The following is a 13776-nucleotide window of genomic DNA, read 5'->3' on the forward strand; positions in this document are numbered from 1 at the left end:
TCGTCGGGGTTGAGCTCGGGCCGCTAAAGTGCCGGGATCGGGAAGAACGCCCGCGGATCCTGCAACAAGGCCGGGTAGTCGAAGTCCTTGCGATCCATGATCTTGGTGACCTCGAAGTTGCGAGCGAAACTGCCGTCTTCCAGGGTGATAGGCCGCCCGTGGATCTTGCCCAGGGCAAACTTCGCACCGCCCTCGACGGGGACGAGGACAGGCGTGTTACCGGGGAGCGTCCGGAACGCCTCGTCCTGGCGTTGGCGGTTGCGGGTGGGCTTCTTCACCTTTTGGACGGGGGCCTTGCGGGCGGTCTTGCCCGGACGGCGGGAGCTTTCCGAAGCGTAGACGAATTGGTAACCGTCGCCGTCGCTGTTGGCAGCCTTGGCCTTGCCTGCCGCCGGCATCCCCACCTTGTCGATCTTCTCGGGTTCAACGTCGCCCACCGGGGCGCGAAGCACCCAGATGAAGTCCTCGTAGGGGTCTTCGGGGATGAACTCGTGCCGGGGCTCGGGCCACAGGTATTCGAGGTCCTTCGGAGTGTCCGGGAAGAGCTCGGCGTAGAACCGGGGCTCCTTTTGGAGCAACTTGGAGCGGTGGCTCAGGTGGAAATCGGCGTCGCCCAGCCATGGCGGCATCGGAATCTTGGAGGCGTAGTCAGGGTGGGCGGCCTGGGGTGCGAACTCGGTGATGCTGGCGCGGGTGTTGTCCGGATTGCCCCGGGCCTCCCATTCGTCCACCATGGCCAGTGCGTAAAGAGTGAGCGCGGGGACGTAGCCCATCCACATGCGGATAGCGGGGTGCGAGGGACGGCCGAACTCGGGGATCACCAGTGCGCGAAGGATTTGCAGTGCTTCGACACGCTGCTTGCCAAGTCTTGCGGTGTCCAAGACGGCAGCACTTTGCTTGAAATCGGGGAACGGGAGGAAGGTCTGCACCCTTTCAGTTTGAGGGCCGAGGGGCGTAGATCCAAGTTGACGCCGTGTGGTCTTGCACTCGCTGCCGCTAAAAGCGCTCGACCGCAGCCGTTACGGAACGCGCCACCACTTACTTACGGCAGGGCCTGGCGCGTCCACGTAATGTCGCTGAGAGGTTGTCGAGTGCAAGAATGTGCCATGATGCCAATCACGGAGGTTCCGCTGGCCGATCTTGATCAGGAGCCGATCGTAGAGGGTCACCCTCACCTCGATCCAGAACGCGTGGCGTACTACGTGGAACATCTCGACGAATCGCCTCCCGTGATGGTCTACAACATTCACGGACGCCTCCTGCTCGCCGACGGCTACCATCGCGTGGCGGCAGCGCAGCGGCTTGGCCGCGGGGCAATCCGGGCGGAAGTGCATCAAGGGGAGCGCGGCGACGCGCTCCGCTTCGCCGTCGAGCACGGCAAAGAGCAGCGTGGCTTGAGCGAGCACGAAATCATGGAAGCGATCGCCAGGCGTTCTCGGGACCAGGAACCGCCAATGCCGTGATCTGGTCGTTCCGGTCAAGGCCCCCAGCGAACTCCAGCCAAGCAGACCCAATACTCTCTTTCGAACGGTGGACCGCGCCCGGGGTGCCGTCATGAGGCGCCGTTGGCAGCGCCATCCGGTCTTTGGGGCGCTATTGCGGGGGATTAACCGGTATCTGCCCTGAAAAGCTGAGCGAAGGTGGCCTGGCCTACTCTTGTCGGGTGGAAACTTTTGGCGAATCGACGACGACGGCGGCTCTTCCGGTTGCCGAACTGCACCTACACATCGAGGGGACGCTTCAGCCTGAGCTGATTTTCGCGCTCGCGGAACGCAACGGGATTGAGCTTCCGTACGCGGATTTGGACGAACTGCGCGCGCGGTACGAGTTCACGGATCTGCAGTCGTTCCTGGATCTGTACTACGCCAACATGGCCGTGTTGCGCACGGAGCAGGACTTTGCGGACATGACCCGGGCTTATTTGGCACGCGCCGCGGCCGGTGGCGTGCGGCACGTTGAGGTCATGATGGATCCGCAGGCCCACATCTCGCGTGGGGTGGCCTTGGAGACATGCGTGAATGGTGTGGCGTCGGCACTCGCGACGTCGGTGGAGGAGTTCGGCGTCTCGACGCTCCTGATTGCCGCGTTCCTGAGGGATATGTCCGAGGAATCTGCGCTGGAGGTTTTGGAGCAGCTTCTTGCCATGAAGGCGCCGATTGCGGGCATAGGCCTGGACTCAGCAGAGGTGGGCAATCCGCCGTCGAAGTTCGAACGACTGTACCGCCGCGCGGCGGAGGCCGGACTGCGACGCATCGCCCACGCGGGCGAGGAAGGTCCTGCTTCCTATGTGTACGAAGCCCTCGATCTGCTGGGCGTCGAGAGGATTGATCACGGCATCCGCTGCATGGAGGACCCGGCCCTCGTGGAAAGACTGGTAGCTGAGCAGATTCCGTTGACAGTGTGCCCCCTGTCCAATGTCCGGCTGCGCGCCGTGGACACCCTGGCCGAGCACCCGTTGCCCGCGATGCTGGCAGCCGGGCTGAATGTGAGCGTGAACTCGGACGATCCCGCATACTTTGGCGGCTACGTGGACGACAATTTCGAGCAGCTTGTCGCCGTGCACGGGTTGACGGTCGCTGACCGGGCGCGTTTGGCGGCGAATTCGGTGCGTTCGTCCTTCGCGGACGAGGCCCGGAAAGCTGAACTATTGGCCGAAGTTTCGCAGTGGCAGAAAGTCTTGGGAGAGTAGGGTTCGCAGCAGGGTACCCGAGCGCCTAGTTACCGTCCGGTATCCGAGACCCCTCCATCGCTTGTTGCTGTTTGCACGTAATAGTGGGACACGACACACGGTGTTTACCAAGAATAGTCGCCAGAATTTACAGAACATTGGCAGACTGCTGAAGGAATGTTCGCCGTTGAAGGAGACCCAGTGGCCAAGTCCACCGTCGAAAGAAGCAGTGCCCGCCTCAAGACCGTCCTGGACGTATTGGCTGAGGTTACGTGGTCCGAGAAGTCGTTGAATGCCGGCGAGATCCTGGCAGAGGCGATTGTGCGTGTGCCGCTGGATGAGCGCGAGAGTGAGCTGCTCAGTGGAGGCATCCCTCGCGGTCATAAGAGCCTGACGACGGAGACCGCCAAGCTGGTCAAGGCCGGCTGGTTGGTCAAGGGCCGTTCGGGCTGGACCATCACCGAGGACGGCCTTCGTGCCACGGTTGCTTTCGCCACGCCGGAGGAGTTCGCTACTGCCTTGGCTCAGGGCACCCCCGTTCCGGCAGACACCCCGCTTCCGACGGCCCCTGTCGCGGAGGCACCGGTCACGCAGGCGCCGGTCAAGAAGGCTGCTGCCAGGAAGCCCGCAGCCAAGAAGGCCCCGGCCGCCAAGGCAGCCCCGAAGGAAGCTGCCGCACCCAAAGCGGCTGCCGCCGTCGACAAGCTCGAGCAGCCATCCGCCGTCGCGATCGCTGGTGACTTCAACACGATTCTCGGCGCGCCGGAGGACTGGGCCCCGCAGTACGACGAGGTGCAGATGAAGTTCAACTCCCGTCGCAAGGTGTGGACCCTCACCGCAACGCTCCCTGCCGGTTTCTATAACTACAAGATCGCGCTGAACCGCTCGTGGGACGAGAACTACGGCGCGTTCGGCGTGCGTGACGGTGCCAACCACGAGCTAAAGCACGACGGCGGCAAGATCACCTTCACGTACGACCACGCCACGCGCGACATCGTCACGGCCTAGCCGTAACTGCCAGGTTTTCTCCAAGTCCCCGTCTGGGCTTGGAGAAAACCTGCGTCTGGGAACAAAGCGCCCGTGCCCCGAAGTTAGCTAAGGTCAAGAGGACCCCGATGCAAGGAGCTATCCATGACCGACGCCACTATCCGCCACAACGTTGACCGGGAGCGCTTTGAGGTGCTCGCTGACGGCCACGTGATCGGTAAGGCCGCTTACAAAACGTACGACGACGACGGGTCCCCGCAGCGGATTTTCTACCACACCGTGATCAACGAGGAGTATGGCGGACAAGGGCTCGCGGGCAGGCTCGCCGAAGTTGCGCTGAAGGAGACTGTGAGCGAAGGACTCGGGATCGTACCGGTGTGCCCGTTCATCCAGAAGTTCCTCACCAAGCACCCGGAATATGCGGCGAACTCGACTGCACCGACGCTGTCGCACCTGGAGTACCTCAACGCGGCCCTCGCTCCCGCCGCCCGGTCCTGAAAGCGGCGCGGTTGACCTTACGAATACAGCAATGAACCCGGAGTCGTGAGGACCTCGCCGGTCTCCAGCCACGTCTTCAGGCCGGAGAGGATCATCGGCCAACCGCCGTAGATCTGGTCGTTGCCGCCTTCGCGAAGGTCGCTGTGGGTGACGGTCAGGTGGCATGAGTCGCCGACAGGTTCGATCTCCCACGTGACGCGTGATGTGCCCTCGGCTTTGACGTCCTCGCCCCAGAGCGCGCGCATGGTCTGTACGAGCCGGCGCGGGGGATCGACCTCCAGGTTTTCGCCCTCGCCGAGGACCATTCCGTTGGCCTTGGGATTGTGCATCTCGTAATGCCCGCCCGGCGTCCAGTCAGCGGTGTGGGTGTTGCCGAACTGGTACTTGCTGCGGGTGTCACTGTCCGTGATGGCTTCCCAAAGCCGTTCCGGCGTGGTCTTGATGTAGATTTCGAAGATCTTTTCCACGGGACTTTCCAATCTGGTTTTGAGGTCGCTCAACGCAGCGGCCCATGGTTCTGCATATTTGCTCACCCAGCGATCGTGGACGAGCCTGATGGGTACCGGATTCAGGTAATGGAGCTTTTCGCGACCACGACGGCGGGTCACAACCAGCCCGGCCTCCTCAAGGATCCTGAGGTGCTTCATGATCCCGAAACGGGTCATGTCGAACCGTGCTTCAAGCGCGCTGAGCGTCTGTCCATCCTCGCGGAAGAGCTCATCGAGCAGATCCCGGCGGGTGGGGTCGGAGAGTGCCTTGAACACGGCGTCCATGGCTTCAGAATAGGTGACCATATGGTCACACGTCAATGGTTTCGGGCGGTCTCCCGTCCGAAACCGGCTCATCTCCCGTGCAGGCTCACGTCCGTTCGGGCCGGAAGTACACGTTTCGCCTGGGTGTCTGGCGGGGATCGACATGGGGTGGGGGTTTGAACCATGGCACACCGGACTCCACGGTGATCTTCCAGCGTTCTTTGTGGATAACGTGATGATGGTGGCTGCACAACAAGGTGCCGTTGTCGGTTCCTGTGCTGCCGCCGTCTGACCAGTAGGAGATGTGGTGGGCTTCGCACCAGGGCGCGGGGATAGTGCAGTCGGGGAAGGCGCAGCCTTGGTCCCGGGCGATGATCGCTTTGCGAATGTGGGGCGGGAACACCCTTGTGGTGCGGCCGATGTCCAGGACGCGGCTGTCGCTGCCGAGCAGGACGGGAATGATGTCCGCGTCGCAGGCGATCTTGCGGATGACCGAGGGGTGGATCGGACCTTGGAATGTCGACGTACTGGTGCTCAGTCGGGCTCCACCGGCGGTGAAGGCTTCGTGTTCGAGGCGGTCCAGGAGCTCGCGGTAGTCGATGGTCACCATCACCTGTGGCCGGAGACCACCGTTCGACGGCAGCTCTCCCGTGGACAGCGCCACTCCGCAGGCCCCGACCAGTCCATCTAGCAGCTTTTGCGCCCGCGAGCGGCGATCCAGCGAGGGGTGGGCGTCGGCGTCGTGCCCCGAGACCACCGGTGAGCCGCCGGGATTGGGCCCCGAATCCGGATCCTGGGGGCCGTCAGTGTCGTGGCGGAGTCGTGGGTTGGTGGCGGTGTTCATGACAGTCGTGAGGGTCTCGAATTGTTCCGCAGTAGCGAAGATCTCCACGTGATGTAGGCCGCGGCGGGGTTTGCGGATGAACGCTCCTTGGCGGTGGCGGAGTTCCTCCTCGCTGGGTTCGGATCCGTCCTGGTCAATGGCATCAACCCAGCGTTTCGCCATCCGGGACACGAAATCGGGATCGCTCTGCACCGCGGTGTGGGTCAGCGACTGCTCCATCTTCAGGGCGGTTTCCCCATCGGCGATGTGTCGCACCTGATCCAGGGCCACGTTGATCACCGTGGCCGAACGGGACGGTACGCCTGCCGAGGCGAGAGCCTCCGCGAGCACCCCGTGCCGTGCGGGAACTTCCTGCCCCGCGATCCCTGTCTGCGGGAGCGTGCCGGCGGCGAGCGCGAGCCGGCGCCGTGCCTCGCCGATTCCGATGCGCAGCGTGGCCCGCAGGAACTCGGCCGCATTCCGGTAACCGTCGTCGGCCACGTCGGGTGCGGCGGCGAGCCCGGACGCTGTGGTTGCGGCATCGGCGGTGGATTCAGCCCAGCCCGTCCTCCACCCTGGCGTCGACGGCGACTGCCGTGCCGCTTGGGCTTCGCTCCGCGTCCGCTCCACGGCCCCGGCTGCAACGATCTGCAAAAACTCAACCGTCCGCGAGAACTCTTCGACCTTGCTGGCGAAATCCGCGGCATCAAGGAAACCAAACACGCGGGCGTCTGAGATTGCGGTTGAACGCAGCGCCTCGATCGCCGCCACGGCCTGATCAAGGCCACTTTGCGGCGACGGTACGGCGGCGGCCCGGTTGGGAAGCTCGGCGTGCACTGGAGCGAAGGACTTTACGTTTACGGCAGCGACTGGCTTTAGGCGGCGCGAATGGCGTCCCAGCGACGCAATCCCGCCGTCGGGCCGGGTTGCCCGATGTGCCACGAGTTGACCGATGCCTTCCATGAATAAACCCTGTCACGGGGGTCTGACATTATTAGGCAGCCGCGAACCGCCGACGGCGGGAAGCCGCGAACCGAGCCATCAACCACCAACCACCACCCCCCAACCGACGTCGCGCAGGGTGGGGCTGGGGCAAGGCGGCCTTAAGAATCAGCTGTTCAGATCCCAGTGAATCCGGATCGCTTCGGCGATCGGGCCGGCGGTGACGTCCACCTGGAAGGCGACCGGCGCGGTCCCTGTCTCTTCAATGGTGGTGTCGTGGTAGACCCGGCCGCATGAAGGACACAGGGTGTAGAGATCCTCATCGTCGGGCCACGAGGCTAGCCCGGCGGGGACCGGAGTGTTCGCATCCGCGTAAACAGGGATGCCCTGCGAATTGGCCTGGATCAGTCCCTCTTTGCTGACGGTGTTTCCGCAGAGGCAAGTGATCGTCGTGACATCATGACCGATGACATCGGCGAATTCAGTGTCCATGATGAGCTCCCCGGCGTCGGAAGGGGTTCTGCTTGTAGTTTATGCCCGCCGCTCCGCCGCATGTTTGTCCGGCGGGCGGATCGGTTGGCGGTTCACGGTTGTTCCCGGGGACCCTGGGCGGGAAGATGGTCCCATGCTGCCTGAGGAGCGTTTCGCCGTGCTTATTGAGGAATTCAGGGCCAGCGAGGGCGTGAGCGTGCCTGGAGAACCGGGTCAGCGTGGATTCGGTTCGAACGCGTTGAAGGTCCATGGCTCGATCTTTGCGATGCTCTCCGGAGGCAAGCTTGTTGTGAAGCTGCCGCACCAACGTGTGGAGGCGCTGATCGGGACCGGAGATGGCGCGCCGTTTGATGCCGGAAAGGGCCGTGCGATGAGGGAGTGGCTCACCGTCACGGCCGACGATGAGGAGTCGTGGTTGGCACTGGCGCATGAGGCCCGGGACTTCGTGGCGTCCCAGCGAAGAACGCAGTGAGAAGAACCCAGCGAAGAACACACTGAAAGGACGCAATGAAGAACACTGAAAGGACGCAATGAAATCCAACGAACTTTTGCTGGATGCCTTTGCCCGGATCCGCGACATAGTGGCCGCCACTCTTGAGGGGGTCGACGCCGAGTCCCTGCTTCGCCGGCCCGAAGAAAATGGCAACTCGATTGCGTGGTTGATCTGGCACCTCAGTCGAGTGGAGGACGTGCAGCTTGCCTCCGCCGCCGGCGTCGAACAGGTGTGGACGTCCCAGGCGTTTGCCGGCCGCTTCAACCTGCCGCTGCCCGAACGCGACACCGGCTACGGCCACTCGAGCGATAAAGTGGACGCCGTTCAGGCCTCGCCGGAGCTGTTGCTCGAATACTACGACGCCGTCCACCGGCAGACGGAGGCGTTCGTGAAAACGCTCGGCGACGAGGACCTTGATCGCATCGTCGACACACGCTGGGATCCGCCGGTCACCCTAGGCGTCCGCTTGGTCAGCACTATTGCCGATTGCCTTCAGCACGCGGGACAGGCCGCCTATGCCAAGGGCCTAGGCGGCCTGTGAGCGCACCCCTCATACCGCTGTTCGAGGTTTGAAGACCAATCCCAGAACGGCCGCCATGGCGAGCGCCGAAAGGATGGTCGCCGACCAGAACCCGGCCCGGCCGCCGGTCAGGAAGTCGCCCGGGGTGGCAAAGGCCGCATAGATCGAAGCCACGATGGCCAGCCCGACGGCGCCGCCCAGCTGCTGCATTGTCTGGAAGAGTCCGGCAGCGGACCCCGCGTGCTCGGGTTCGACGTTGCGCAGCGCGAGCGTCGTGAGCGGCATGAAGGTCATGCCGGCGGAGAGTCCAGTGCCCAGAAGCGCAAGCAAAACGAGGGCGAACGGTGTGTCCGTCTTCAGTTGCGTGAGCGGCAGGAAAGCGAGGATGCGAAGCGCGGTGCCGAAGATGACCAGCCGGACGGCCCCGAACCGCTCGAGTAGCCGTGGAACGATCCGTGACATCGCGAAAATGCTGAGCGGCATCGGCAGGAACGACAGTCCGGTCACCAGGGGGGTGAGGTGCAGATCGTCTTCGAGGTACTGGACCATGAGGAAGAACATCGCCAGCATGCCGCCATAGGTGGCCGCCATCGCTGCCAACGCCGCCACTCGGCTCGGGCTTCGCAGTAGTTGGGGTCGGAGCAGGGGGTGGGCCACCCTCCGCTCGGTGACGGCGAGAATCGCTATCAGCGCGGCCCCGACCACCAGGCCGCCGATGGTCCGCGGACTGGACCAGCCGACGTCGCCCGCTTGGATGAGGCCCCACACGATGGCGACGGCGCCGCCCGTCGCGGTCACGGCCCCGAGGATGTCGAAGCGCCCGGGCCGCCGTGGAGTTTCCGCGACCAGGCGCGGCACTGCGACGAGGACCACGACGCCGATAGGCACGTTGATGAAGAGGGTCCACCGCCAGCTGGTGGTGTCGGTGAGCAGGCCGCCGAGGATAAGCCCGAGCGCGCCACCCATCGAGGCAATCGCGGAGAACAGGGCGAGTGCCCGGTTGCGCGCGCCGTCGTCCTTTGCGCTGGTGGTGATCAGAGCGAGCACGCTCGGGGCGGCGAATGCAGCGCCGAGGCCCTGGAGCGCGCGTGCGATGACGAGGAGGAGGGGTGAGGTGGCCAAGCCGCCAAGCAGTGAGAAGAGCGTGAAGGCTGCGACGCCCACCAGGAAGGTGCGACGGCGTCCGATGACGTCGCCGATCCGCCCGCCGAGCAGGAGGAGGCCGCCGAAGGCGACGGCGTAGCCGTTGAGGACCCAGCTGAGCTCGGCCCGGTCGAAGTGGAGGTCGGTGGCGATGTGGGGGAGTGCGACATTCACGACAGTCGCGTCGAGGACAAGCATCAGTTGGGCCAGCATGACCAGCCAGAGGCCGATGCTGCCGGCGCGGCCGCGCGGACTTCCGCTTCTGCGGATGATTCCGGCGGGTGCACGTGTGGCGATTGTGGGTGTCATGGGAGGTGTCCTGTTCTAGCCGAGGGGGCTGACGTACACTAAGAGGAGAGTTGCTCCGCTTAGAACTATACGGAGACACTCTCCGTTTTGCAATGGTGTATCGAAAGGTGTTTCTGTGCGCGCTGACGCTCAACGCAACCGCGACCGGATCGTGGAGGTTGCGCGTGCGATCTTCCGTGCCAAAGGCTTCGAAGCCGTTTCGATGGACGAAGTCGCCAAAGCGGCCGAGGTGGGACCGGGAACGCTCTACCGGCACTTCGCAACCAAAGAATCGCTGTACGACGCGGTCCTTGAGGCGTGGGCAGATAAGGTCAACACCGCCGTCGACCGGGCCATCTCCCTCGACGCTCCTGCGCGGGAGCGGTTGCTGAATTGGTTAACCGACTATGCCTCGATGCTGACGGAGCACAAGGGCGCGGCCGCGAGGATTACCGCCGCGCTGGGGGACCCTGGTTCCCCGTTCGCGGCAAAGTGCCAGACCTATCTGGGCGCCAATCAGCGCGTAATCAATGCGTTGGATTCTGCCTTGCGCCCGGGAGTCGAGGCAATCCAGATCAGCAGGCTCGTCGGCGGCGTTGCCGCAGTGGTTGATACCAGCGAACTTCCCGCCGACGCAGCGGCAGCGATGCTCGGGGTAGTGGCCGACGGACTCCTCGCTCCCTGACCCGTGCAGGAACACTCGCGACGACCGTCCCCAACAGTGGCCATCCTCCGGGTGCAAAACCGGCCCACACTCGCATAATCGTTAACTAAGTCGAGTAGGGATCACTCAAGGCGCCTCCGAAGCGCGTCCGTAGGATCCGTAGTGAGCCGAAGATGGCTCACTGCCATTGCTTTTGGAACGCAATGTGCGGCAGTACAGCCCCGGCAGGGCCCTGGAACCATGCCAAGGACGCACATCATGAAAACCGCAAAACTCATGGCCGTCGCTTGCCTCTTGTTTGCTTCGGTAGCCACCCCGTTCTCCGCCGCGAATGCCGCACCCATGCAGGCTTCGGGCATCGTCTTGGGCAACGACATTTCCTGGCCGCAATGTGGTGGCGGACTTCCTTCGGGCCAGGCGTTCGCGATCGTCGGCGTGAACGGTGGCATGCCGGGCACCGCGAATCCCTGTTTCGCCGAGCAGCTGGGCTGGGCCAGCGGCTCGGCGGGCGGGACAAGCCAAGCGGCGGCCGCCGTGTACGTCAACACCGCCAATCCAGCGCAGTACGGCGGGTGGTGGCCGGCATCCAATGCGGACGTGGGCCTTTCCCGTCCAAACCCGTATGGGAACTGCGATGGGTCAGCGTCGGCGGCGTGCGCCTACCTCTACGGTTACGGCATGGCCTTCGACGACGTCAACCGGTACGGGGTACCCGACCCTGCCAAGCACATGTGGTGGCTGGACGTCGAGACCGGCAATGCGTGGTCCTGGGACACCGTGGCCAACGCCGCCGATCTTGAAGGGATGGCCGCCTACTTGCAGAGCATTGGCGCGGCGGTAGGCATCTACTCAACCTCGTACCAATTCGGAGTCATCGCGGGCCAGCTTCGTCCCAACAGCAATCTGAACGGGCTCAAGAGCTGGCTTGCCGGAGCGACGTCACCGGAGTCCGCCGTGGAACTCTGCTCGGCCCCGCCGCTGACAGCCGGCGGTGTGGTGGCACTCACCCAATTCACCACAGACTTCGACTACAACTTCTCCTGCATTCCGCCCGCGCCGCCGCCACCGTCACCCCCTGCGCCTGCTCCGGTAGTGGCCCCGCCGAAGCCCCCGGTCCCGACGCTGACCCACGACGCCAACGGCAAGCGGAAGCCGGAACTGTCCATACCGCAGAGCTGACGGCTCCCCGCCGGGGTTCGTGACCGGCAGGGTTCGTGACCGCCGGGGCTCGTGACGCGCGAGGTTCGTGACGCGCCGTTTCGTGACCTCAGGCAACGATGTACCAGACTTAGGGACGTGAGCAACAAATCCCGCCCCGGCCTAGCGATCGCTGCACTGAGTCTCGGGACGGCGCTGAATCCGCTGAACTCGTCCATGATTGCGGTGGCCCTCGTGGTTCTGCGCCGGGATTTTGCGCTCGACGTCGCCACGGTCACCTGGGTAATCACGTCCTTCTATCTCGCCTCGGCCGCCGGCCAGCCGCTCATGGGCCGGCTGGCGGACCGATTCGGTCCGCGAAGGTTGTTCACCTTCGGCATGGCAGTGGTCGCCGTTTCCTGCGCGCTGGCGCCGTTCTCGCCGAACTTCGTGTTGGTCTGCGTGGCCCGCGCGCTCATGGCTGTCGGGACCGCGACCGCGTACCCGTGCGCCGTCGTGATGGTTTCGACGCTCAGCCGGCAGGCGAACATCAGCTCCACCCGGCCCTTGGGGCGGATCCAGATGGCGAACACCTCCGCCGCTGCGGTGGGACCCGTCGTCGGCGGCCTCCTGGTGAGCCTGGTCGGCTGGCAGGCGCTGTTCGCGATCAACGTGCCGATCTCGCTTGTGGCCCTGGTTGTGGTGTGGCGGGTGGCACCGCCCGACGTCGGACGCGAAAGCGGCAAGCTTTCCGCCCTCCTGCGGGATTCGGACATTCCGGGCATCCTCGCGTTCATCGCTTCGTTGACGCTGGCGATGATGGCGCTGCTCAACGTGATGCCGTCCTACCGTTGGTGGTTCCTGGCAGTCGCGGTGGTCCTGGCAGCGCTGTTCGCGTGGCGCGAGTTGCGGTTCGCCCCGCCGTTCCTGGACTTGCGGCTGCTCGGGAGGAACCGACCGTTGCTGCTGTTGTACCTGGGTTTCGCGGTGTTCAGCGCGGTCTACTATTTTGCGTTCTTCGGCCTTCCGCAGTTACTGCAGCAGGCGGGAAAGTACGACGCCGGCGTGGTGGGCCTGCTGATGCTTCCCCTTGCTGCCATGTCGGTTTTCATGACGCCGGTGACGGTGCGGTTCATTGAGCGGTTCGGCGTGCGGTCCGTGATGATCGTCGGGGTGTTGCTTTTGGCCCTGGCGTCCGGCGCGCTCGGGTTGCTGACACTGTCCTTTTTGCCGCCGCTGGTCCTGGTGCTCACTGCGCTGATGGGCGTCCCGTATGGTGTGGTCAGTACGGCGTCCAACCAGGGTTTGTATGTGTCCGCGCGGCCGGAAGACAGGGGAGTGGCCGCCGGAATTTTCCAGACCTGCAGGTACCTCGGAGCCATCACGGCGACGGTACTCATTGGTGTCCTGTACGGGCCCGGGGTGAACCAGGCGAACTGGGGGCTCATGGTGTTGGTGATGCTCGGATTGAGCGCGGTGGTGTTCGGACTGGCGTTGGCTTGGCGGAAGCCGGGGGCGGTGGGTTAGCCGGACATTGCGCTGTGCGGGTCGGCCATGCGGGGTCGTAGAATATTCGATACCTCTCTATCAGTTTCGTGGATTGCGAGATGATCTCCGTGAACCGCATGACCTTCGTTGGGCGCCCAAGCATAGTCTCTGCGATGCTGCTCTCCGGAGCCGCGTTGACGGCCTGCGACGGAGGCGTCCAGCGTCATGCCGGCTCAATACAAGCTACCGATCCGGTCCAAATTACCGAAGCGGCACCGCAGGATGGGACGCTGTCGTCGGCGGCCGGCCTCATCACCAAGGAACTAAGCGGCGACCCCAACTTCGGGTCAGTCGTTCTGGAGCAAGGGAAGCTCGTCATCCTGTGGCACGGCCCGGAGAACGACAGCATCTCAGGCTTGCGCGACCAGCTCCCTGGTACTGACATCTCGATCCGTTCGGCAGCATGCGTTCCGGGAACTGTCATGGACCGTGCGGGAACCCTTTTGACGGAAGAGGCAAGGGTCCGGGTGGTGGCTATGGCCAATGGCGGATCCCATGTCGTGGTCACGGTCTCAGATAGCGCAGACAGCAGTGCCCTGGCTGCCGCCTACGAAGCGCGCCTCGGCTGCCCGGTGCGCCTAGAGAAGGGGGACGTGGTCCCGGCTACAGGGAGCTTTTGACATCCGAGCGGTGAGCCGGGGAGTCTGATCGGCCTGCTGATGCTTCCCCTGGCTGCCATGTCGGTTTTCATGACGCCGGTTGCCGTGCGGTTCATAGAGCGGTTCGGCGTGCGGTCCGTGATCATCGCCGAGGTGGTGCTTTTGACGCTTGCTTTCGTTGTTTGTATTGGCGCTGGCCTGGCGGAAGCCGGGGGCGGTGGG

Annotated in this window: 15 protein-coding genes; 10 read left to right on the plus strand and 5 right to left on the minus strand. The window is 64.2% G+C overall.

What is annotated here, in order from left to right:
- Positions 1-23 precede the first annotated feature (23 nt).
- Positions 24-929: an MSMEG_6728 family protein gene (locus J2S96_RS04885; RefSeq protein ID WP_306860468.1), complete on the minus strand. Its 906-nt coding sequence runs from the start codon at positions 927-929 to the stop codon at positions 24-26.
- A gap of 177 nt (positions 930-1106) precedes the next feature.
- On the opposite strand from J2S96_RS04885, the gene J2S96_RS04890 reads away from it, so the two are divergent.
- The 4 genes from J2S96_RS04890 to J2S96_RS04905 all read left to right on the plus strand — a co-directional run bounded on the left by J2S96_RS04890 (position 1107) and on the right by J2S96_RS04905 (position 4153).
- A complete protein-coding gene (locus tag J2S96_RS04890; protein ID WP_306860470.1) occupies positions 1107-1463 on the plus strand; it encodes a ParB N-terminal domain-containing protein in 357 nt (118 codons plus the stop codon).
- Positions 1464-1663: 200 nt separating this feature from the next.
- Positions 1664-2689 (plus strand): adenosine deaminase, encoded by a 1026-nt coding sequence (locus J2S96_RS04895; protein WP_306860472.1) that lies wholly within the window; start codon positions 1664-1666, stop codon positions 2687-2689.
- 180 nt (positions 2690-2869) lie between these two features.
- Entirely contained in the window at positions 2870-3676 is an 807-nt protein-coding gene (locus J2S96_RS04900) for a pullulanase X25 domain-containing protein (RefSeq protein WP_306860474.1), read from the plus strand.
- Positions 3677-3799: 123 nt separating this feature from the next.
- Complete coding sequence (locus J2S96_RS04905) at positions 3800-4153, plus strand: GNAT family N-acetyltransferase (protein WP_306860476.1); 354 nt, start codon at positions 3800-3802, stop codon at positions 4151-4153.
- Positions 4154-4170: 17 nt separating this feature from the next.
- Here J2S96_RS04905 and J2S96_RS04910 read toward each other — a convergent pair whose 3' ends face one another.
- The 3 genes from J2S96_RS04910 to J2S96_RS04920 all read right to left on the minus strand — a co-directional run bounded on the left by J2S96_RS04910 (position 4171) and on the right by J2S96_RS04920 (position 7162).
- Positions 4171-4926 carry an ArsR/SmtB family transcription factor gene (locus J2S96_RS04910; RefSeq protein ID WP_306860642.1) on the minus strand — a complete coding sequence of 252 codons (756 nt, stop codon included), beginning with the start codon at positions 4924-4926 and terminating at the stop codon, positions 4171-4173.
- An 85-nt stretch (positions 4927-5011) separates the two neighbouring features.
- Positions 5012-6691: an HNH endonuclease signature motif containing protein gene (locus tag J2S96_RS04915; protein WP_306860478.1), complete on the minus strand. Its 1680-nt coding sequence runs from the start codon at positions 6689-6691 to the stop codon at positions 5012-5014.
- 147 nt (positions 6692-6838) lie between these two features.
- The gene (locus tag J2S96_RS04920) at positions 6839-7162 is read right to left on the minus strand and encodes a hypothetical protein (protein ID WP_306860480.1); all 324 of its coding nucleotides are present in this window, start codon (positions 7160-7162) and stop codon (positions 6839-6841) included.
- A gap of 133 nt (positions 7163-7295) precedes the next feature.
- On the opposite strand from J2S96_RS04920, the gene J2S96_RS04925 reads away from it, so the two are divergent.
- Together J2S96_RS04925 and J2S96_RS04930 are read left to right on the plus strand one after the other, a co-directional pair.
- Positions 7296-7634 (plus strand): hypothetical protein, encoded by a 339-nt coding sequence (locus tag J2S96_RS04925; RefSeq protein ID WP_306860482.1) that lies wholly within the window; start codon positions 7296-7298, stop codon positions 7632-7634.
- 58 nt (positions 7635-7692) lie between these two features.
- Positions 7693-8196, plus strand: a complete 504-nt coding sequence (locus tag J2S96_RS04930; protein ID WP_306860484.1) for a mycothiol transferase — start codon at positions 7693-7695, stop codon at positions 8194-8196.
- A 9-nt stretch (positions 8197-8205) separates the two neighbouring features.
- Here the strand turns inward: J2S96_RS04930 and J2S96_RS04935 are convergent, their stop codons facing one another.
- Positions 8206-9627, minus strand: coding sequence for an MFS transporter (locus J2S96_RS04935; protein ID WP_306860485.1), 1422 nt, complete (start codon positions 9625-9627; stop codon positions 8206-8208).
- Positions 9628-9742: 115 nt separating this feature from the next.
- On the opposite strand from J2S96_RS04935, the gene J2S96_RS04940 reads away from it, so the two are divergent.
- From J2S96_RS04940 to J2S96_RS04955, 4 genes are all read left to right on the plus strand, one after another.
- Positions 9743-10291 carry a TetR/AcrR family transcriptional regulator gene (locus J2S96_RS04940; protein ID WP_306860487.1) on the plus strand — a complete coding sequence of 183 codons (549 nt, stop codon included), beginning with the start codon at positions 9743-9745 and terminating at the stop codon, positions 10289-10291.
- Positions 10292-10528: 237 nt separating this feature from the next.
- Positions 10529-11449 carry a hypothetical protein gene (locus J2S96_RS04945; RefSeq protein ID WP_306860489.1) on the plus strand — a complete coding sequence of 307 codons (921 nt, stop codon included), beginning with the start codon at positions 10529-10531 and terminating at the stop codon, positions 11447-11449.
- A 117-nt stretch (positions 11450-11566) separates the two neighbouring features.
- A complete protein-coding gene (locus tag J2S96_RS04950) occupies positions 11567-12934 on the plus strand; it encodes an MFS transporter (protein ID WP_306860491.1) in 1368 nt (455 codons plus the stop codon).
- Between the two features lie 80 nt (positions 12935-13014).
- On the plus strand, positions 13015-13575 hold the full coding sequence (locus J2S96_RS04955) for a hypothetical protein (protein ID WP_306860494.1): 561 nt from the start codon (positions 13015-13017) through the stop codon (positions 13573-13575).
- The last annotated feature ends 201 nt before the right edge of the window (positions 13576-13776 follow it).

Source organism: Arthrobacter bambusae (assembly GCF_030812595.1).
In the GTDB taxonomy this organism is placed as follows: Bacteria; Actinomycetota; Actinomycetes; order Actinomycetales; family Micrococcaceae; genus Arthrobacter; species Arthrobacter bambusae_B.